Origin of the sequence: Pseudoalteromonas lipolytica (assembly GCF_001306915.1) — a bacterium.
Classification (GTDB): domain Bacteria; phylum Pseudomonadota; class Gammaproteobacteria; order Enterobacterales; family Alteromonadaceae; genus Pseudoalteromonas; species Pseudoalteromonas simplex.
The window spans coordinates 327,751-346,969 of record NZ_LJTC01000005.1 but is presented as its reverse complement, the minus strand read 5'-3'; the positions used below and the strand labels follow the sequence as shown (position 1 = coordinate 346,969).

Sequence of the window (19,219 nt, the reverse complement as noted above, 5' to 3'; positions counted from 1 at the left end):
AAAACGTTGAACTTCATTTAACGAGCGGTTACATCAGTAATTTATTACTAGCACCTCTTTTCTCTTAACTTTCAAATTGCCTTCAATGGTAATTATTTTGTAACTACGGTTATTCAGCCACTCTTTAATTTCATTATTGTGGGAATCACCATGTTCTAAAACGTAAGACAGCATAAACTTAATACCCTTTTCATTTATGCTATCAATAAACTCTATCAATTCTTGCTCTGCGCTCATACACCAGCCCTTAAACCCCCTTTTACCGTCATTATATGAGCCTAATGTTAGACGGTAAGGAGGATCCATATAAACAAAGTCATCCGTATTGAGACTATAAAGAAAATCTTTATAGTGTTGACTTAGGAACTGTATATTTTTTTGCTTAACGACTCTAGAAAAACTAACCAACTTTTCTAAAACCTTGTCATTAAACCACCTCATTCCTACTGGATTATTAAATTCATGTGCACTATTAAATCTTATTTGTTGATTAAAACCATACAGAATTAACGTATATAGTAACTTGGGATCGCGCTTATTAGGAGGAAGTGAGTTATAGTAATCCCTAAATTTCATATAACTTTCCGAGTTTTCAGCTTCCAGCCCGAACTTTTTTATATTCAACTTTACAAATTGAATATACTTATAGGTATCAAAGTCTTTGAACGACTTTATTAACTCTGCCACATAATGATTTAAATCATTGTAAACAATTTCCTTACAACCCAAATTAATTGCAACATTCCCTCCCCCACCGAATGCATCTATAAATTTAGGATAACTCTTTATCTCATTAGGAAGGTTCTCTTTTATTTCTTTTATCATATTGGCTTTACTACCAATATAATTTAGAGGAGAAGAGAACTCTACATCATCCATTTCTTTTTTTTCAATGAAAAACAAATATTCAAAATGATCATTTGTTCTTTTGGTTTTGAAGTTTCTATATTTCTTATAGGCTATTTTTTTACAGATGTAAGTTTCAGGCTTACCGTAACGCTTGAGGCTAGCTTCGATAAAGCTCTTAGACATAATGCCATCAATGCTGTAGCTAAATACTATATACTTGGCTTTTGTTTTGGCTAACACCTCATCAAATAGAATGTGTGCTTTATAGTCTTTTGACCAATCTGACCTCATAGGGCCCGTAGGTCGGGAGCCTGTTATCTTACTCATTGTGGGGTTATCGTTTAGAACCAGCGTCTCTAAAAGATGGTACTGAGTCCCATATTGATTTTGAGTATAAGGAGGGTCAAGATATAGGATGTCACATTCTACTGATTCAATAATTTTTTCAACTTTATCATTGAAAAAAGTTAACTCGGAAGAACTTTCAACTTTGTTACTAAAGAAACTTAACTGTTTATCATTCTTAGTATCTGTATGCCCCTTAACAAACTGGATATTTTTTTTTGCTCGAGAATCCCAATGTTTGAGAAATGCACCGTACACACCAGCAGTATTAGAAACTAGAGAGACAGATTCAATTAGGCAATAAATTAAATAACTGTATTCGTTTTCGTCGATTTCATCTTTATTTTTCCATTCTTCTATGGTGGTTCTAAAGTAATCTATTCTAGCTGCATTATCTTCGCTAAAGTACATTCTTTGAGAACCGCCTGGCGAATAGTTATTGTAAAAAAATCCTTTTATTTTTGTGTTGTTAGTATTAAAAAAAACAAAGGGGTCAAATCCTAATTTACTAAAACTGCAAGACTCAGAAACTAAACGCCCCCGAGTATACTCAACACTCCAAGACAAATTGTCGTTTGCGATAATATTAAAAGCACCTTTCAAGGCGTCAGATACGGCTCCCGTGCCACAAAACGCATCAAAAAGCCTTAAATTTTTGTTTACTAATTTTTTTTTATCTAAAAGATTGTATATCTCAGATACGATTAAATCTTTACTGCCCAAGTACCGCATTAGTGTATTTTCTTGTCATGAAGTTAAAAAACGCTTCATATGATACCTCGTACTTAGCTGCTACTCTACCGTCACAACTAAGTACAAGCAAAAAAAAACCTAAGCCATTGATTTAATTTAACCAAAATCAACTATAGATGTCTATAGAGAGTAAGGTCTACATACTCGTATCGTTTTTGAAGGTAGAACCTAAATTCATCGGTCAATATTTCAGCATCAATTTGTCGTTTTGTGATCGTCGCCCTTAACTCATCAATGATTTTTCTACTAATCATTGTGTTATAAATTATGTAACCATTTTCATCGATGAGTAAGGTGTTACTGTCGAAAGGACGGTGGTGTTCCGTACACAACCACAAACCATTGTGCCCGTCTGAAGCAAAATCCCACAAAACTCTATTGTCATCATTCTCAATAGATAATTGCCGCAGTTTGTGAACATCCCAAACATGGGCAGCTTGAATGTCTCGAGGATCGTCATTATCACAGAATGCGCATATTTCTTGACCACAACGTTTTCTTACATTCACTCTATAACGCGGGGTGCGTAAACTAGGAGGAAACATGATAACAGGGGCACGATGTTCATCCATTCCCTTCTCAAGAGAGTAACATTGGACTCTACCTAAACTACATTGCTCTATATGATTTTGTGCCCAAACAGGAAGCCCTGTGAGCTCTCCCTCTTCAAGCTCTCTGATTCTTATTTCTTTATTTTTTTCAATATTTATTGCTGCGAGTGCTAAGAAAAATGACTCATATTTACTAGCTCCGTATGTTTTCAAAAACAAGTAGAACGCATCTTCATTGGAGTCAAAATAAACATATGATGCGTTATTGTTATTCTTAGACAACCTATTTCTTGCTGCAATTAATTGTTCGATATTTTGAAAACGTCTAGGCTCATTTCTTAGTAACTCTTGCCAGTTTCCACCTATGCCTGCAGCATGAAGAACCGAGTACATGAAGTGATGATACAGAGTGAAAACCTTTCCGTAATTTTCCGGTCTCTCGATAGGCAAAGCATAAAACATGAAACTTTTATTATGTGAACTATCTTCCAAAAAACGTCTGTAAGCTGGGCCTACTTGCTGAAAGTACGAGTTTCTACCATCGTTATAGGGGTTAGCAAATGTAATATAGGTAATTTTTCCCTTATACGCTATGGTTACTATATTACCGACATTGTACTTATAACTGTTACCTCCTACGAAAATTGGCTGATCTTCTTCTAACCAAATTAAGGTATATTCTGATTCACCTGTAGCTAAAGTACACATTTCTACGAGGTCTTGCTGTGATATGAAATCAGGCCAAAAAATTCCGTTTTGCCCTATATTAGCAGCTCTTGACTTCTGACTATGGGGGTGGATTGTTATTATTGGCTTGGTGTGTTCCATCTTGCACCTATACTGAATGTGGTTGTAAAGTATAAGTATGCCTTGCTTGGAAAGCCCTGTAAATCCAAAGGGGTAGTTTAGGTCATTAGGTAGGTATTAGGGATTCTGTTAGCTGTTTCGAACACGTTTGCGTAATTTCAATGAAAATACTGCACATACTTGAGTATTTTTTAGTTTATAGCCAAAGCTTGAGCAATTAATTAAAAATTGAGTTGCTGGTTAAATACTCAAGTACGGTTAACGTTAACGGTATGTAATTTCATAACCCAATGCTTTGTATCCCTTTTCTCGTTTTGAAAACATTCGCTTAAGTGTTGGGAAGGTATCGAGGTAATCATAAACCTGAACTGAATTTTTGTTACTCCACTCTCGTCCAATTCGACCTGCATATTGAGCTAATATTCCCTTCCATGCTATGGGTAGGGTGATGAACAGCGTATCTAAGTATGGTAAATCAAATCCTTCGCCAACATATTTACCCGTTGCAAGAATGACCTGTTTATCGTTACTTAGATCTTTGTTTTCTTCAAGCATAGCGATGCGCTCTTGCCGCTGCTTAGCAGATATTCCACCATGTAGCTCTACGACCAGTAGACCTTTTTGCGTTAATAAAGCTGACAGATGTTCGATGTGCTCTTTTCTTTCGGTTAACACCATTACTGCACGTTTGTCATCAATACAACTGAGAATATCGTCGACAATCTTTTGATTTCTACAATCACTATTTACTAAATGCTTATAAATTTGTGAGATATGAGGCTTAGTATCAGGCTCTAGCCACTCTTTAGGAAACGTTGTATCTGTTTCATGTGCTATCACTTGCTGATTAAGCATTGAACCAGATTTAACGCCTTTATAAACAATATCTCCTAGTTGAAACTTCATCAACTTTTCTAAGCCATCTTGGCGTTTTGGTGTTGCAGTAAACCCATGTATGAATTTGGCATGGCTGGACTTGATTAAGCTTTCATAGTTTGATGCTGGTAAATGATGGCATTCATCGACAATAATTTGCCCATATCTTTCAATATACGGCTTTATATCCATACCATTTCGACTGACTAAACTTTGATATGTGGCCACATCTACCTGATACGACAGCTTTTCCTTACCACCAAGTAATGAGCCAACTTCAGTATCTTTTAGAAAAACATTTATACGCTCTAACCACTGCTCAGCCAGTTGCCGACTGTGAACTAATATTAGTGTATTCACCTTGCGTTTAGCAATCAGCGCTAAAGCCGTGACTGTTTTACCAAAGCCAGTAGAAGCTTCAAGTATCCCAACAGATGATTCTAATAGCGCATTAACCGCCTTATTCTGCTGACTTTTCAGCTTTCCTGTAAAGTTCACCTTTGCAAGCTTGTCACCTGAAAAGCGCTTATCATCGAGGTTTATTTCAATTTTTTGTTCGATTAATTGAGCTTCTACAGATGATAAACAACCTCTAGGCAGAATTAAGAAGTGGCCTTCTATATGAGCTGCACAGATATATCTTGGAATCCCAATAGTAGATAACCGAAGGCCTTGCCGTTTATAAAACTCTGGATTAGAAAATACTGCTAACTGTTTTAGTATTGATGTTAATTTGCCGGGAAACTTCTCGATAGGAATATAAATTTGATCGGCAATAACTAAGGTTACTTCTTCAGGGCAATTGGCAATCACATCATTATCAATGGTAGACAGTTTCTTCCAAGGCTTATCTGCCAAGTCATTATTAGCTTTTTCATCGATTAACGTTATTTCGGACAGCAACCCTTCAAGTGCTGTATTATCAACTTTTTGAATGGAAGCCAGCTTAGACCACTGGTCTTTATAAGCTATCCCTGACGAATCTATGAATACACTATTGCCTTGTTTTCTTGGCTCTAGTTGAAGAGGTAATGCTATCAAGTTACCAAAGCCACCTTCTGGCATAACATCTTGATTCGGAAACAAACGATCAAAGCAAGTAAATGAGAGCGCAGGGTACATTTCCATCGCTTTCGTTAATAGCCCATTACCCAACTTTCTAGCTTTGACTGCTTCAATAGCTTGCGAAAAGAAGATCCATATATGTCCACCATTGCCGCTTCTAGAGCGTTCGATAATATGAGGTACTTTATAAAAATCACAGGCTTCAGAAAAAGCTTTAACGGAGTGAATCCAATCGTCTTTATCAAAATCAGCAGCAAGAATGTGGGTTGTATTGTTCTCTAGAAGTGGGTAAATCCCAATCGTTTGATTCCCTTTTAGGTGATCAAATATCGCTTGACCATCATAATGCTTGAATTGTTGATTTGAGCATTCCGTGCAACTAATCCGTGGTTTATTACAAACTTTAGGTTTCCATTCATTCCAACACGCTGGCGAATAACCACTTCGCCCATTTTGCGATTCCCAACGAAACGGGTAAACGTCATTTCGACCTTTAAAATAAGAAATGAATAAATCGACTTTAGCTTCAGGTGAAACGTGTTGGTTAAAGTGTTTGGCTAGCTCGACTTCTTGTTGTGCAAGAATACTATTACGTTCATTTAACAATGACTCTTTTTCTTCAGCGAGTTGCTGAAGTCGATTATCAATTTCTAAGAGCCTATCTGATAACGAACTGGACACATTAATTACTCAAAAGCAGTGTTAAGGTTTTCTGCTCTTAGTATTCGCATGACATCAACGCTGTCATTAGAAACGGCATAGTAAATAGCATGTTTTCCATACACGCTTCGTCTATATCCCTTACGAATGTGATCTACAGCCTGATAATGCAACGGGTTTTCCGCAATGCTTTGAAACTGAACAATCAACCCATCAACGTATGATTTAGCCTGAGCTAACCCAAAGTTATCAATGCCATATTCAAATAGCTGCTCGAAATCCTGATCGGCAGCACTACTTAATCTATACTTCGCCATTAGTTTGTTTTCTAGCAATCACCGCATTAACAATATCTTCAGGAGAACGAGAACTAAAACCGCTTTGCTCAGCTTTGATCAGCTCTTGTCGAATAACTTCAACTTGGCTAGTACGCATTTGCTCTTTTCTGATCAAATCTCGTAATAACTCGCTGTCACTAGCATAATTACCGGTTGCAAGTTGAGCTTGCATCCATTGTTCTTGTTGATCAGTTACTGTGATACTTTTCTTTACCATTGCCATAATTCACCTCCAATGAAAGATATCTCGTAAGGATATAATCCTACTTTATACTACCACAATAAAGTTTAGTTCAGAACTGGTAAGAGTCAATTTGAGTTACACCATACAATTCATAGGTGGTAACAATATCGGTAAGATGGTGGTCATGACCACGTTAAAACACGCACTTATAAAGGGATTACAAACTAGCCAACGGGGCCTCATAATCGTTAGGTCCCCAGTTCAAGTCTGGGAGGGGCCACCATTTTCTTGCTGTAAAAAACCAAAAACCAAAGCTTAAATCTATCTCAAGCAGCTGCGTTCCACTATTGTTCCACCTCTTTTTTATCTTTAAAGTTCAACGAAATAAAATTATTTTTTAATTTTTTAAAAATATTTTGTCAGGTTTTCTGTGTTTGTCTCGTCTATAGCTGCAAATGACACGAAGTTGTTCTATTTGGTGGTAGCGATAGGCAGTGTCTTATGTATCTATTTTTACGAAAAGGACAAACTCATGACGACTACAACATCAACTGTGAATACGCTAAAACTTGATTCAACAAATGCACCATTTAGTGATGCTGCTCTTTGGTTAAAAGAAGGGTGGGGGCTATTTAAAAAAGCACCGTTTAAACTTTTTTCACTTATGACGCTGTTCGCTATTGTGCCAGGTTTAGTGCAGCTATTACCTGCACCTACGGGTTTAACCGTATCAAAGTGGTTAGCGCCTATGTTAATGGCAACGGTGTGGCCACTGTTGTTTAACCTGAATAATCAGCAAGGCTTTTCATTTAAGCACAATGCAACATGGATGAAGTGGGGGCGAGTTGCCGTGTGGTCAGTTGTTGGTATTTTACTGGCGCTGGTGCAATTTGCTGTTGGGAGTACTTTGATTGGTAGTGAGCAGTTATCGGCTTTATTGTCAGGTCAGTTTGTTGATGTTGAGCGCTGGCGCGTAGGGGTCATGTTTGTATCAATTGTTCCTGTAAATATGTTGCTTATGTTTGTGGTACCTCTGTTACTTTTAAACAATGCTTCGCTTAGTGCAGCTGTTAAAGAAGGCATTACAACGGCACTAAAGGTGATTAAACCATTAAGCATGCTTTGTTTGATTAATATGCTCGTTACCTTTGCTGCCCCTTATAGTCTTTTACCTATGTTGTTGGTAGGGCCGGTATTAGCATGTACCTACTTTTGTGCCTATAATCGTTTGTTCAAATAATAATAAAAACATGGAAGTACAGTGAAAGCTGATGTTCAAATAAACACATTGCTGAATGAATACGCGCCGCTGTTGGCGCGTGTTGCTGCAACCTACGAGATCAATCAAGCGCTACAAGATGAGCTAATTCAAGAGATGTCGCTGGCTGTTTGGCGCGCTTTTGAAAGTAATGACTCATCACCCGATGTTGCCTTTCGGGGCGATGCCAGCATAAAAACCTATATTGCCCGAATAGCTCACAATAAAGCGGTTGATCATGTGATAAAAGAGCAAAACCGCAAAGAGGTGGCAAGCTCTGAAAGTATTGATTACACCCAAGCCTTAAGTGCGCATAAGTCACCAGACGACAGTTTAGATTTAATGGCTGCCCTTCGTAAATTAACGCTGAAATATCGGCAGGTGCTTGCTTTACAGCTTGAAGGGTTTAATCAAAGTGAGATAGCTCAAACGCTGGGTCTGTCTGAAGATGCTGTTGCTAAACGTGCCAGTAGAGCAAGACAGCAAATTGCGAGCCTAATGGAGTAAATAAAGTGGATAAATTCGAAGCAGATGATCAATTAGCTAAGTGGCAGCAGGCATTCGTGCAGGCAACGCCGAAAGTGGATAGTGCAGCGTTAATAGCACAAACGCAAAAGTCGCGAACTAAGTTAAAGCTAAAAGGGTTAATCGACTCATTTTTAGGTGTTGTGGTAACCGTATTTTGTATTTACGCCATGTTGTTTGAAGCAAAAAATACCTATGAAACCATTATGTTTGCGCTATTAGTGCCTATTCCTCTAGGTTTTGGAATTTGGTCATACCGTTTAAGGCGAAAGCTGTGGCGAGCAGAAACACTAGACGTTAATGCAATGCTTAATTTTAAAGAGAATCAGCTGAAGCACCAAGTTCATTACTGGCATGTGAGTTTTATTGGCTGCGTTGTGCTTTGGTGCGCTTTGTTAATCGCTGCCTTGTTTAATATGGTTATGTTTAAAACATACAGCCTATGGCTTATCCAGCTTGGTATTAATGGTATTATCGTGCTGGCTGTTTATATACGCTATAAAAAATTAAAAACACAGCTAGCTGTAGCACTTGAGAGCATTCAAGCAATGCGCTGATGTGCCGCTCTCACTTTTGCTGCGAATTTATTTAACCAGCCAGTAGCTAAACTTGGTTTGTAAACCAGCTCGAGGCGCTCTTGGCAAGTGTAGTTACAGTCTAAGACATCGATGACTTTGAGGGCTGGATCGTTTGCAATAAAATCAGGGACGTATGCTAATGCAATCCCTTGTTTGACGAGTGACAGTAAGGTGCTGAAATCGTTGCAACGATAACTTATGGTTCTAGGTACTTTGTCATCTCGCCAACCATCTGAGCCGATCCCCCTAGTTACGCCACAAAAGGGTGAAATACTCGGACAAGCAAAACTAAATTGAAAAAGCTCTCTGTTGGTGAGTGAACCCTTACTAAACTGTTCGAATAATGGATGCGAGTGCGCAGCTACAACCTTAAATGTTGTTGTGCCTAAATATATACGTTCAAAGTCACTTTGCAGTGTGCTTTCATTTAATGCCACTTCGGTAACTAAAGCTAAATGGGCATGGCCGCTGGCAACCTGTTCAATGGCTTGACCTTCCCAACTTGTATCAATATTAAATTGAAAACCTTGCTCATTAAATTGCGATAATAATAAAGGCAGGTAATGCTGTAACAGCAAAGAGGGGCCAGATAAGTTAACAACCGTATTTTTCGTGCTTCCATTAAACTCGCTGATAGCTTGATCAGCCTCATGAACCAAATTAAGCGCATAATGGCGAAATTTTTCACCTTGCTGATTTAGTTTTATATTTCGACCAATTCGCTTAAATAGTTGTGTATTTAGCTTAATTTCGAGCCGTTTTATGACCTTCGAAAGCGCACCAGGTGTGACATTTAATGTTGCAGATGCTTGCTGTAAGTTATTGTGCTTTGCGATGACCAAAAACTTTCGTAAATCTTCTGTATCCAAGTTTGCCTCTAATTCCAATATGGAAACGTATAGATAGTTTTAATAGCTTAATGGTTAATTGTTTAAGTGCAATAATTTCGTTATTAAATTTCATTAAATGAGAGAGCGATGACGTCTTACAATCTTAAGCAGTGGTTTTATGTTAAGCGCCCTGATGGACGTGTCAGTGAGCAGCATTATGCATTGCGAGAATCTGTAATTTCGCCGACATTGGCTAAAAACGAAGTGCTGCTAGAGGCAAAGTATATTTCTGTCGATCCATATATGCGTATTCAACAGGCTGCTAAGCCGAACTGGGAGCAACCTCATGCATTAAATACAGTGCAAGGAGCAGCGGTTGTTGCTCAGGTTTTAAAGTCAAATAGCGAACGATTTAAGCAAGGTGATTGGGTAAGCGCTTATTCAGGTTGGCAAACTCATGCAGTTGTCCATGCCAATGAAATACAAGCCTTAAACCCTAATGATGCCGATGTAAAAACGGCACTAGGTGTTTTAGGTATGCCTGGGCGAACAGCTTGGTTTGGTTTAATGGAAGCAGGTAAACCAAAAGCCGGCGAGACGGTTGTCGTTTCAGGTGCTGCAGGAGCTGTGGGTTCGTTAGTTACTCAGTTTGCGATAAAAAATGGTTGTCGTGTTATTGCCCTAGCTGGATCTGAAGAAAAATGTACTTGGTTAGAAAAGCTCGGGGTCGCTTATGCGCTTAACTATAAGCAATTTGACTCAGCCCAACAGTTGCACGAAAGGTTGATGGAGCTTGGTGGTGTTGATGTTTATTTTGATAATGTTGGCGGGATGAACACTGATGCGGTGTTGAGCAGCTTAAACTTGCGTGCTCGCGTAGTGATTTGCGGGCAAATCTCGCAGTACGATGGCTCGCTTGACAACCCCGAATTAGGCCCTCGCTTTCTCCATCAATTACTTTATAAACGAGCGACAATTCAAGGGATTTTAGCAAGAGACTTTACTCACCGTATGCCTGAAATGATTAATCATATTTTGCCGTGGTTAAAAGCAGGAGAGATCCAATTTAAAACAACCGAAATTAATGGCTTTGAAAATTTACCAAGCGCGCTTGAGGGATTGTTCGAAGGGAAGAATATCGGTAAAGCGATTGTTCGTGTTAAATAAAAGGTATTAAAAAATGAAAGCAAATTTCGCTTTTCTGTTGTTACTTTACTGTTTAATTGTCAGTTTTAAAAGCATAGCAAAAGAGGTTAAGCATTTTCATGCGCATAGCCGAGTTGGCATGCATGGCATGGTGTTGTTCACCGATGGCGTTGAGCTCTATGCCAGCCACCTTCCTTTGTACCACGCCCCGCATGATTATCAATTAATTTATCGTGTAGAAACTCGCTATGAGAAAGAACTAATTCGTTGGCTTACTGTGCAAGAAAGTGATTCAATTCCTCAGTATTTAAATTCGATGATCACTCTATTGCCTGCTAAGTTTGACTTGAATAAGTTAATTGCAGGGCAGACACTGAGTGTGCCCAGCCAGTTATTCTTTGGTCACTTCGAACGAGGCGGTAAAAAATGGCTAAAGGATGAAAACTTTAAGTTTGTTTCTCTTGTATATAAACGAGCACTGTCATCGACTCAGCACGTGTCGCAACCGCGCTGGCGAAGAATAAATAAAGCGACAAATGAACAAGGAATACAAATATTGGTACATCAAATACAGGCCAGCCCGTCATTTGACGCCATTGTTTTAGTAAGAGGGTGTGAAGCTGAGCGTTTGCAGGTAGAAGTAAACGTGCCAACATTTACGCAATTGTCTAATAGTTTTCAAGACTGTGAGTACAGCCAAATAGCCTATTTTGAAACGCAGGATTTTATAAAGTAGCCAGTAAAAAGGCACTTATTTGTAAGTGCCTTTTAATTCTTCTGACTATTTGTAACCGTTCGGGTTATTGCTTTGCCAGCGCCATGTATCTTGCATCATCTCATCGATGCCACGCTCTGCTTGCCAGCCAAGTTCTTTTAATGCTTTTTCTGGTGCTGCGTAACAAGCTGCAATATCACCTGCTCGGCGCGGCGAAATTTGGTATGGGACTGCTTGACCGCTGGCTTTCTCAAAAGCGGTAACCATCTGCAGTACTGAATAACCATTACCTGTGCCTAGGTTAAATACGTGCGCACCTGTATCACTTGCAATTCGGTTCAGTGCTTTTAAGTGACCTAATGCTAAATCGACAACGTGGATATAGTCACGAACACCTGTACCATCTACAGTATCGTAGTCATCTCCAAACACACCAAGCTTTTCTAGTTTACCCACAGCAACTTGCGAAATATAAGGTAATAAGTTGTTAGGAATACCATTAGGGTCTTCACCAATAAGGCCAGACTCATGTGCGCCTACAGGATTAAAGTAACGTAAGATAACAAAGGCAAAGCGTTCATCTGATTTCGCGATATCTTGCAGCATCATCTCTACCATAAGCTTTGATGTGCCATACGGGTTAGTCGTGCCGCCAACTGGGAAGTCTTCGCGAATTGGTAAGCTTGCTGGGTCACCGTATACGGTTGCTGATGAGCTAAATACTAACTTAAACACGCCAGCATCACGCATAGCATCAACCAGAGTCAGTGTACCTTGTACGTTGTTTTGATAATACTCGATAGGTTTTACAACCGATTCACCAACCGCTTTTAAACCAGCGAAGTGAATAACACTATCAATCGTGTGTTCACTGAAGATTTTGTCTAAACAGGCTCTATCTAAAATATCACCTTGATAAAACGTGACGTCTTTGCCGGTGATTTGTTTTACCCGAGCCAATGACTCATTTGATGAATTGCTTAAATTATCAAGTACAACAACGTCTGTGCCTTGTTGTAGTAACTCTAAAACGGTGTGAGAACCGATGTACCCGGCTCCGCCGGTGACTAAAATGGTCATAAAATATCCATGAACTATACCTGGTTGAATTAGCCTTATTTCATCACATTTCGCGTTAAATTACATGAATAAAATGTGATTAATCTTCTTTAATAGAAATATCAGTGTCTTGTTTTTGATTACATTTTGCACCATATTGGTTACATCCAAGCGTTGAGTTATTAAGCTATAGTTAATTGTCAGCTGCTAAATTTTAATCAAAAGCTATTCCTGTTAAGTGGAGATAAAGATGAAAATTGTAAAGAAAATGGCCTTAGCAATGGTTATTGCACTACCTGCTTTTGCTCACGCAGGGGAGGCTAAGGTTAAATGGCATGACTTTAACGATTACCGTGATGTGCGCCCCGGAAATAACTCACCAAAAGGTGCATTTCATAAAAACGTGGCAAAGAGCTTTGAGAAGCACTTTAACAAGCTTGCTGAACAGTTACCTGATGGCTACACCTTCAATGTGGAAGTAACAGAGCTTGACCTTGCTGGTGATGTGCGTTTTGGAACGATGAATGAACTGCGCATTATCAAGCCAATTTATTTCCCACGTATTGACCTTAATTATTCAATTACGGATAAAGACGGTAAAGTGATTAGTGAAGCAAAAGACGTAAAGCTTAAAGATATGGGCTTTATGGACCGCATGAAAATGGGGCGCGATGAAGCTTATTACTACGACAAGCGTTTAATCAGCGATTGGTTTGAAGATGAGCTGTTACCATCGTTAAATCTTGGCGAATAAATCACCTTGTTTGCAGTAAATGTGAATTTATTCGCAAAGTAGACGTTTCAGTAAGAATAGCGCCTAATGCAAGTTAAGAAGACTCTCTGGCTTGCAGGTAGGCGTTTACTAAAGCTGTGATTATTTGGCCTGCATCGTTCATACCTGCTTCTAAACTAACCGGGTGTTGTGATGGTGCGCCTTCACATAAATGTAAGTAGCGGGCTGTTGCTTGGCTGGCAGCTAAATGCACAAAGTGTTCTGCATCACTCACATTAAAACCACAGTTGGTGTATGCGCTAACTGGCATTAACGAAATACTGTCTAAGTCTACTTCTACGCCAAGCGAGGCATTATCAAACTGAGCTAGTGCGTGTTGACATGCTGAAGATAAATCAACTTTACGACGTACTTGAATGTCTTGGTAACTATCAAACGTGAAGTTTGCGTTTGTCAGGGCATCAATAATCGCTTGGTTATTTTTAAATTCGTGTAACCCCATCACGTGATAATCAGCGAGGTGGTTTTCGCTGTAAGCATATCTAAAGCCATTGCCACTATGGCGGCCTTCACACTCTCTGAAATCAGCATGAGGGTCTAAGTTAATAGCATTTACTGGTTTACCATCTTGCTTACTAAGGGCACGTAAAATACCTAAGCAGTTGTTGTGGCCGCCACCGATTACAATTGGCTCAAGACCAGCTGCAAAAATCATCGCAATCACTTGCTCAACGCGGGTGTCTATATCAGCGCATAATTCACGTAGTTTGGCTAAGTCGGCGTCGTTTTTATTATCAAGGTCAGCAGCTTGTTGGTTTAAGTCATCAAGGGCCACTTCGCCGAGTAGCAACACACGCTCGTGGTTTAAAAACTGGTTATGCGTTTGGTTTAAAAAGCGCTTTAAAAATGCTTGCCACGCTTGTCCTGAGCCACCGTTACCTAAGTTAGCGCGAGGGCCAATATCCTCACATACGCCAACTAAAACATAGCGAATACCGAAATGTTTTGCATCGATGAGTGCTTGTGGGGCGTTAACTTGAGTGTCGAGAAGGGCAAGGGCTTGCCAAGCTTTGAGTTCGTTAGCGCGGCGAGCACATAAGTGCTTTACCGCCGCTTCATCATAAATTTTAAGGTAGTTTGTCACCGAGATTAGTCTTCTATTATTTCTAACTCTAATTCTTCAGCAGATAATATAATACCGGTGCTATCAGCGTAAACAAAGTCGTCATCAAAGAAAGAAACGCCTGCGAAGTTAACGCCTATGCCGTCTTCACCTGCACCTTCACTATCGGCAGCAACAGGAATAGAGGCAATTGCTTGAATGCCTAAGTCTAGCTCTTCAAGTTCATCAACATGACGAATAGCACCGTAAACGATAATGCCTTGCCAGTTGTTTTCTAATGCGATTTCAGCCAGCTCAATATCAATTAGGGCACGTCGGGTTGAACCACCACCGTCAATCAATAACACGCTGTCGGTGCCATCGGTTGATAAAATTTCGCGGATCAGCTCGTTATTTTCAAAGCATTTAACGGTTTTTACTCGACCACTAAAGCTTGGGCGTCCACCAAAATTGATAAACATTGGTTCGAGCACATCAACCACATCTGCAAAGTGGTCGCATAAATCAGAAGTGCTGTAATCCATTTTTTCATCCTCTAAAGAGACTGTCTGTTTAGTACTCAGTATACCCTGATACAACTCAATAACAACGACTTAATAGCGGATTATTGGTTTAAATCAAAGGAATTTTGTCACCGCAACATTAGTGTCTCAAAAGCGTCACTTAATTGTTATTTTTAGCGCCTAAGCTGAGGTGAGTATAAAAATTAGACGCAAAGTATGACAAGGAGCTCACCATGGCAAACAACATACTTACAAAATTGGCAAAGGTGGACGAACAGCTGTTCTTAAGTGTGTTTAATGATGCTTCGCCAGTGTGGTTAAGGCGATCAGCCATTGGCTTTTCAAAAAGTGGTGATGGCGGTCTTTATGTTGCACTATTTTTGAGCTTTTGGTGGTTTACGGAGCAAGCGCATTTTCAACAACTTGCAATGAGTCTACTGGTAGGTTTTGTCATTGAGCGACCCATTTATTTTTTAGTTAAAAAGCGAATTGCTCGGGTAAGACCTTGTGATTGCTTAGTACAAGGCGCTTATTTAGTGCCGAGTGATAGGTTTAGTTTGCCATCGGGGCATAGTGCGGGAGCATTTGTAGTGGCGACAATTTTAACTATGTATTTACCTGAATTTGCCGGTTTGTGGTTGGTTTGGGCATCAGGGGTCGCTGCATCTAGAGTGATTATTGGTGTGCATTACCCCGCTGATGTGGTTATTGGTGCAGTAATGGGATCTAGTTGTGCTGTATTAGCTGTGATGGTGGTGGAGTCTATATGAGAATTTTGTACGGTATTCAAGGGACAGGCAATGGGCACATAACGCGAGCACGTGTGATGGCTAGCACTTTTAGGACCTTAGGAGTCGATGTTGACTATGTGTTCTCTGGTCGAAAAGAGCAAGACTACTTTGATATGGATGATTTTGCTGATTACCGAGTTTTTCGAGGTTTGTCGTTTACCAGTAAATCGGGGCAGGTTGATAGCTTTAAAACATTGAAAAATGCACGTCCACTACAACTAATTAAAGATATAAAAGGCCTTGATTTACGTCATTATGATTTGGTATTTAATGACTTTGAGCCAATTACAGCATGGGCTGCTAAACAACAAAATATTCCGGTAATTGGCATGAGTCATCAAGCGGCATTTTTATCTGATAAAGTGCCGATGTTTGGCCGCGCTTTCTTTCGCCGTGCGCTGATCCGTAACTATGCGCCAGCCAGTGTTTATTTAGGCGTACATTGGCAACCTTATGCTGAAAATATCATCCCTCCATTTATTGCTACTCATCATCACGATAACCCAGTGATGGTTGAAAATAAGGTGTTGGTGTATCTGCCATTCGAAAATCTTAACAATGTGGTCGAGTACTTAAAAGATTTTCCTGAAAGAGAGTTTTATTGTTATCACCCGGATGCTAAGGATTGTTCAATTGGTAATATCCATCTGCGAGCACCATCACGCGTTGGGTTTCTAAATGATCTTGCTAATGCGGGTGGCGTGATTGGTAATGCTGGATTCGAACTTGCAAGTGAAGCATTACAACTTGGTAAAAAATTATTGTTAAAACCGCTAGGTAAACAATTTGAGCAAGGTATTAATGCGCAGACTTTATTGTCGATGGGAGCAGCTCATGTCATGAGTTATTTAAACCCCAATGCGATGGATGATTGGCTGCAATCTCCACAGAATAAAAAACTCAACTTCCCAAGCGATCCAGCACCTTTGGTTGAGTGGATAAGAAAAAAGCAATGGGAAAAGGTGGATAAGCTCCATAAATACCTGTGGCAACAGGTTGATTTAGAACAAAAACTAATTGTTTAAACCTTCCTAATATTAGAAAATGTGCGACAAGTTTAATCACTTTTTATTAGCTGCTTTAGATAGTTTAGCTATACTCTTAAATGCATGTTTCTATAGGGCACTTTGAATGAATGTATTACAAAACTTAACTATTAAGCGTCGTTTGCAATTAAACGCGCTCGTTGTTGGTCTTGCAATGATTGTGATGCTGTGTGTAATTATCCTTGAGTCGCGCATGATGCTAAAACTCAATGAAACAATTCAAAATGCGGAGGAACTTGATATTCATGAACTTGCAATGCGCAAGCATGAAAAAAACTTTTTGTTTTATAAAGATGTCGAAAGTCTTGAGCTTTTTGAAAAAGAGTATGCACAGCTTAAAGTTAAAATGGCACGTCTTGACGAGCTAGTTAATGACTTATCAATGGAGTCAGCAAAACTTGATGAATTTAGAAGCTTAGCGAAATTGTATTACGATGACTTTAATGAAGTTGTTGTGTTGCAAAAGAAAATTGGTTTGCATCCTAAAGATGCGTTGTATGGTGAGCTACGTGGAGCCGTGCATCAAGTTGAAACCTTACTCAGTGAACGTGAAAACTATCAGCTATTAACCTTGATGCTGCAGCTTCGTCGCGCAGAGAAAGATTTTATGCTGCGATTTGATTTGAAGTATCTGGCTAAATTTGATGATTTAGTCAGTAATTTTCAGTCTGAAATTAAAAATGCAGGATTTGAAACTGGCTATGAGAAGCAATTACTTAGTAACTTGGCTACTTACCAAGTTAAATTCAAAGCGCTTGTCGATGCACAGGTGACTCTAGGATTAGATCTAGACTCAGGTGCACTAGGTGAAATGAAGCGAAGTGTAGAAAAGAGCGATGCGATTGTTAATCAATTAACAACGGAAACTAAGGCTTTTGTTGAGTCTAGCGCCGAGCGAGCGCAACTCGTTGCGTTGCTTGTTTTCATTGTCGCCAGCGTTTTGGTCATGCTGTTAGTCTATTTTACTAGTCGTTCAATCATTATGCCTATTGAGCGTGTATATCACACGATTAATGAAATACGTCGCAGTAATGATTTAAGTATGTCTATTGAGCAGTCAGGTAAAGATGAAATCACCACGATGACAGTTGACTTTAATAGCTTGATTAGTGACTTTAAAAAGCTAATTTACGAAGTCAATACCGCTCTAGGCACACTCAATGTGGCAACAGAGCATTTATCAGAAACGACAGCGGCAACTAGCTCTGGTATGCAAGAGCAACTTCATGAAGCTGATATGGTTGCTACTGCTGCAACAGAAATGCAGGCGACGATTCAAGATATCTCTCACAATACTGAAGCAGCAGCGAAAAAAGCAGAGTCGACTAACTTAAGTGCGCAGCAAGGTCGTTCTGAGGTTGAATCAACGGTAGTGCAAATTAATCACTTATCAGACTCACTCGGTAATGCGTCAAGTGTGGTGTCGCAATTAGAAAAAGACGCTGAAACGATTGGCTCTGTACTGGATGTTATTCGTGGCATTGCTGAGCAAACAAACTTATTGGCACTCAATGCGGCTATTGAAGCGGCGCGTGCTGGTGAACAAGGCCGTGGCTTTGCGGTAGTAGCAGATGAAGTTCGCTCACTTGCACAGCGTACTCAAGATTCAACACAAGAGATCGAGAGCATCATTTCGACCTTACAAGGGCGTACGCAAGAAGTGGTGAGCATTATGCAGCAATGTCGTACGCAAGGTGGCGAAAGTGCAGCACAGGCAAGTAAAGCCGGTGAGTTACTTCGTTCTATCACCGAAGATGTACAAACCATTATGGATATGAGCACTCACATTGCCACAGCGATTGATGAGCAAAGCCAAGTGGCTTCTGAGGTGAATAAAAACGTGGTTCGTATTCGTGATATCGCCCAAGAGGCATCGGGTCACGCGGCGACTAATGCACAAACCAGCGAAGAAGTATCAGAGCAAGCGCGTGTGCTTTATCAAGCAATCGATAAGTTTAAAGTTTAATAATTACTTGATACTTTATATATAGACAAAGGCGCGGTGACGGTGTCGTCATCGCGCTTTTTTGTTTTTAGGTGTGCTTTATCGAGGCATTTTGATAGGTATTAAGGCACAAACTTGATAGGCACGCTGTCTTTACTTGCTTCGTGCTCAGAGACTCTCGTTTGGTATTTCTGCCAAAGCTCATCATGGTTAGCTTGCAGCTCACTTAAATAGTGCCAGCTGAATAAACCGCTATTATGATTATCGCTAAACACCAGTCGAATCGCATAATGACCAACCGGCTCAATCTTGTTAATTCCTACTTGTTGCTTACCAAGTACGAGTTTCATTGGTTCATTGCCATGACCTTGTACTTCAGCAGAAGGTGAGTGAACACGCAAAAATTCAGCACTAAATTGAGCAATAGTATGATCATCAAAATGAACATCTAATACTTTGCTAACGCTGTGATAATGCACTTTAGTGACTTCTTTCATGTCAGCCTCGAATCTACGATTTATAAACTAAAAAGCCTCCAA

The 19,219-nt window shown here is 39.7% G+C and carries 19 protein-coding genes; 9 read left to right on the top strand and 10 right to left on the bottom strand.

Annotation, left to right across the window (positions count from 1 at the left end):
* Nucleotides 1–33: 33 nt before the first annotated feature.
* The 5 genes from AOG27_RS09785 to AOG27_RS09765 all read right to left on the bottom strand — a co-directional run bounded on the left by AOG27_RS09785 (nt 34) and on the right by AOG27_RS09765 (nt 6,467).
* Nucleotides 34–1,917: a Dam family site-specific DNA-(adenine-N6)-methyltransferase gene (locus AOG27_RS09785; RefSeq protein ID WP_200909090.1), complete on the bottom strand. Its 1,884-nt coding sequence runs from the start codon at nt 1,915–1,917 to the stop codon at nt 34–36.
* A gap of 140 nt (nt 1,918–2,057) precedes the next feature.
* A complete protein-coding gene (locus tag AOG27_RS09780) occupies nt 2,058–3,326 on the bottom strand; it encodes an MAG4270 family putative restriction endonuclease (RefSeq protein ID WP_054552835.1) in 1,269 nt (422 codons plus the stop codon).
* A 243-nt stretch (nt 3,327–3,569) separates the two neighbouring features.
* A complete protein-coding gene (locus AOG27_RS09775; protein WP_082389244.1) occupies nt 3,570–5,927 on the bottom strand; it encodes a TOTE conflict system archaeo-eukaryotic primase domain-containing protein in 2,358 nt (785 codons plus the stop codon).
* Between the two features lie 5 nt (nt 5,928–5,932).
* Nucleotides 5,933–6,223 carry a type II toxin-antitoxin system RelE/ParE family toxin gene (locus AOG27_RS09770; protein WP_054552833.1) on the bottom strand — a complete coding sequence of 97 codons (291 nt, stop codon included), beginning with the start codon at nt 6,221–6,223 and terminating at the stop codon, nt 5,933–5,935.
* Nucleotides 6,210–6,467 carry a ribbon-helix-helix domain-containing protein gene (locus AOG27_RS09765; protein WP_054552832.1) on the bottom strand — a complete coding sequence of 86 codons (258 nt, stop codon included), beginning with the start codon at nt 6,465–6,467 and terminating at the stop codon, nt 6,210–6,212. The genes AOG27_RS09770 and AOG27_RS09765 overlap by 14 nt, the downstream gene beginning before the upstream one ends.
* A gap of 493 nt (nt 6,468–6,960) precedes the next feature.
* Here AOG27_RS09765 and AOG27_RS09760 point away from each other — a divergent pair, with 493 nt between their 5' ends.
* The 3 genes from AOG27_RS09760 to AOG27_RS09750 are packed head-to-tail and all read left to right on the top strand — an operon-like array spanning nt 6,961 to nt 8,768.
* On the top strand, nt 6,961–7,668 hold the full coding sequence (locus AOG27_RS09760; protein WP_054552831.1) for a hypothetical protein: 708 nt from the start codon (nt 6,961–6,963) through the stop codon (nt 7,666–7,668).
* Nucleotides 7,669–7,689: 21 nt separating this feature from the next.
* The gene (locus AOG27_RS09755; protein ID WP_054552830.1) at nt 7,690–8,193 is read left to right on the top strand and encodes an RNA polymerase sigma factor; all 504 of its coding nucleotides are present in this window, start codon (nt 7,690–7,692) and stop codon (nt 8,191–8,193) included.
* A 5-nt stretch (nt 8,194–8,198) separates the two neighbouring features.
* Nucleotides 8,199–8,768, top strand: coding sequence for a hypothetical protein (locus tag AOG27_RS09750; protein ID WP_054552829.1), 570 nt, complete (start codon nt 8,199–8,201; stop codon nt 8,766–8,768).
* Here the strand turns inward: AOG27_RS09750 and AOG27_RS09745 are convergent.
* Nucleotides 8,753–9,658, bottom strand: a complete 906-nt coding sequence (locus tag AOG27_RS09745) for a LysR family transcriptional regulator (protein WP_054552828.1) — start codon at nt 9,656–9,658, stop codon at nt 8,753–8,755. The genes AOG27_RS09750 and AOG27_RS09745 overlap by 16 nt on opposite strands.
* A 108-nt stretch (nt 9,659–9,766) precedes the next feature.
* Between AOG27_RS09745 and AOG27_RS09740 the strand changes: the two genes are divergently transcribed.
* The gene (locus AOG27_RS09740; protein WP_054552827.1) at nt 9,767–10,786 is read left to right on the top strand and encodes an NADP-dependent oxidoreductase; all 1,020 of its coding nucleotides are present in this window, start codon (nt 9,767–9,769) and stop codon (nt 10,784–10,786) included.
* A 13-nt stretch (nt 10,787–10,799) separates the two neighbouring features.
* Nucleotides 10,800–11,501 carry a hypothetical protein gene (locus AOG27_RS09735; RefSeq protein ID WP_054552826.1) on the top strand — a complete coding sequence of 234 codons (702 nt, stop codon included), beginning with the start codon at nt 10,800–10,802 and terminating at the stop codon, nt 11,499–11,501.
* 45 nt (nt 11,502–11,546) lie between these two features.
* Here AOG27_RS09735 and galE read toward each other — a convergent pair whose 3' ends face one another.
* On the bottom strand, nt 11,547–12,560 hold the full coding sequence (gene galE, locus AOG27_RS09730) for a UDP-glucose 4-epimerase GalE (protein WP_054552825.1): 1,014 nt from the start codon (nt 12,558–12,560) through the stop codon (nt 11,547–11,549).
* A gap of 229 nt (nt 12,561–12,789) precedes the next feature.
* Between galE and AOG27_RS09725 the strand changes: the two genes are divergently transcribed.
* Entirely contained in the window at nt 12,790–13,293 is a 504-nt protein-coding gene (locus tag AOG27_RS09725; RefSeq protein WP_054552824.1) for a DUF3016 domain-containing protein, read from the top strand.
* Nucleotides 13,294–13,366: 73 nt separating this feature from the next.
* On the opposite strand, the gene AOG27_RS09720 is transcribed toward AOG27_RS09725, so the two are convergent.
* Both AOG27_RS09720 and rraA read right to left on the bottom strand, forming a co-directional pair.
* Nucleotides 13,367–14,416: a formimidoylglutamase gene (locus tag AOG27_RS09720; RefSeq protein ID WP_054552823.1), complete on the bottom strand. Its 1,050-nt coding sequence runs from the start codon at nt 14,414–14,416 to the stop codon at nt 13,367–13,369.
* Between the two features lie 5 nt (nt 14,417–14,421).
* On the bottom strand, nt 14,422–14,919 hold the full coding sequence (gene rraA, locus AOG27_RS09715; RefSeq protein ID WP_054552822.1) for a ribonuclease E activity regulator RraA: 498 nt from the start codon (nt 14,917–14,919) through the stop codon (nt 14,422–14,424).
* Nucleotides 14,920–15,131: 212 nt separating this feature from the next.
* On the opposite strand from rraA, the gene AOG27_RS09710 reads away from it, so the two are divergent.
* From AOG27_RS09710 to AOG27_RS09700, 3 genes are all read left to right on the top strand, one after another.
* Nucleotides 15,132–15,668, top strand: a complete 537-nt coding sequence (locus tag AOG27_RS09710; protein WP_054552821.1) for a phosphatase PAP2 family protein — start codon at nt 15,132–15,134, stop codon at nt 15,666–15,668.
* A complete protein-coding gene (locus AOG27_RS09705) occupies nt 15,665–16,714 on the top strand; it encodes an MJ1255/VC2487 family glycosyltransferase (protein ID WP_054552820.1) in 1,050 nt (349 codons plus the stop codon). Before AOG27_RS09710 ends, AOG27_RS09705 begins: the two co-directional genes overlap by 4 nt.
* A 106-nt stretch (nt 16,715–16,820) precedes the next feature.
* A complete protein-coding gene (locus AOG27_RS09700) occupies nt 16,821–18,701 on the top strand; it encodes a methyl-accepting chemotaxis protein (protein WP_054552819.1) in 1,881 nt (626 codons plus the stop codon).
* Nucleotides 18,702–18,802: 101 nt separating this feature from the next.
* On the opposite strand, the gene AOG27_RS09695 is transcribed toward AOG27_RS09700, so the two are convergent.
* Nucleotides 18,803–19,177 (bottom strand): gamma-butyrobetaine hydroxylase-like domain-containing protein, encoded by a 375-nt coding sequence (locus tag AOG27_RS09695; protein ID WP_054552818.1) that lies wholly within the window; start codon nt 19,175–19,177, stop codon nt 18,803–18,805.
* Between the last annotated feature and the right edge of the window lie 42 nt (nt 19,178–19,219).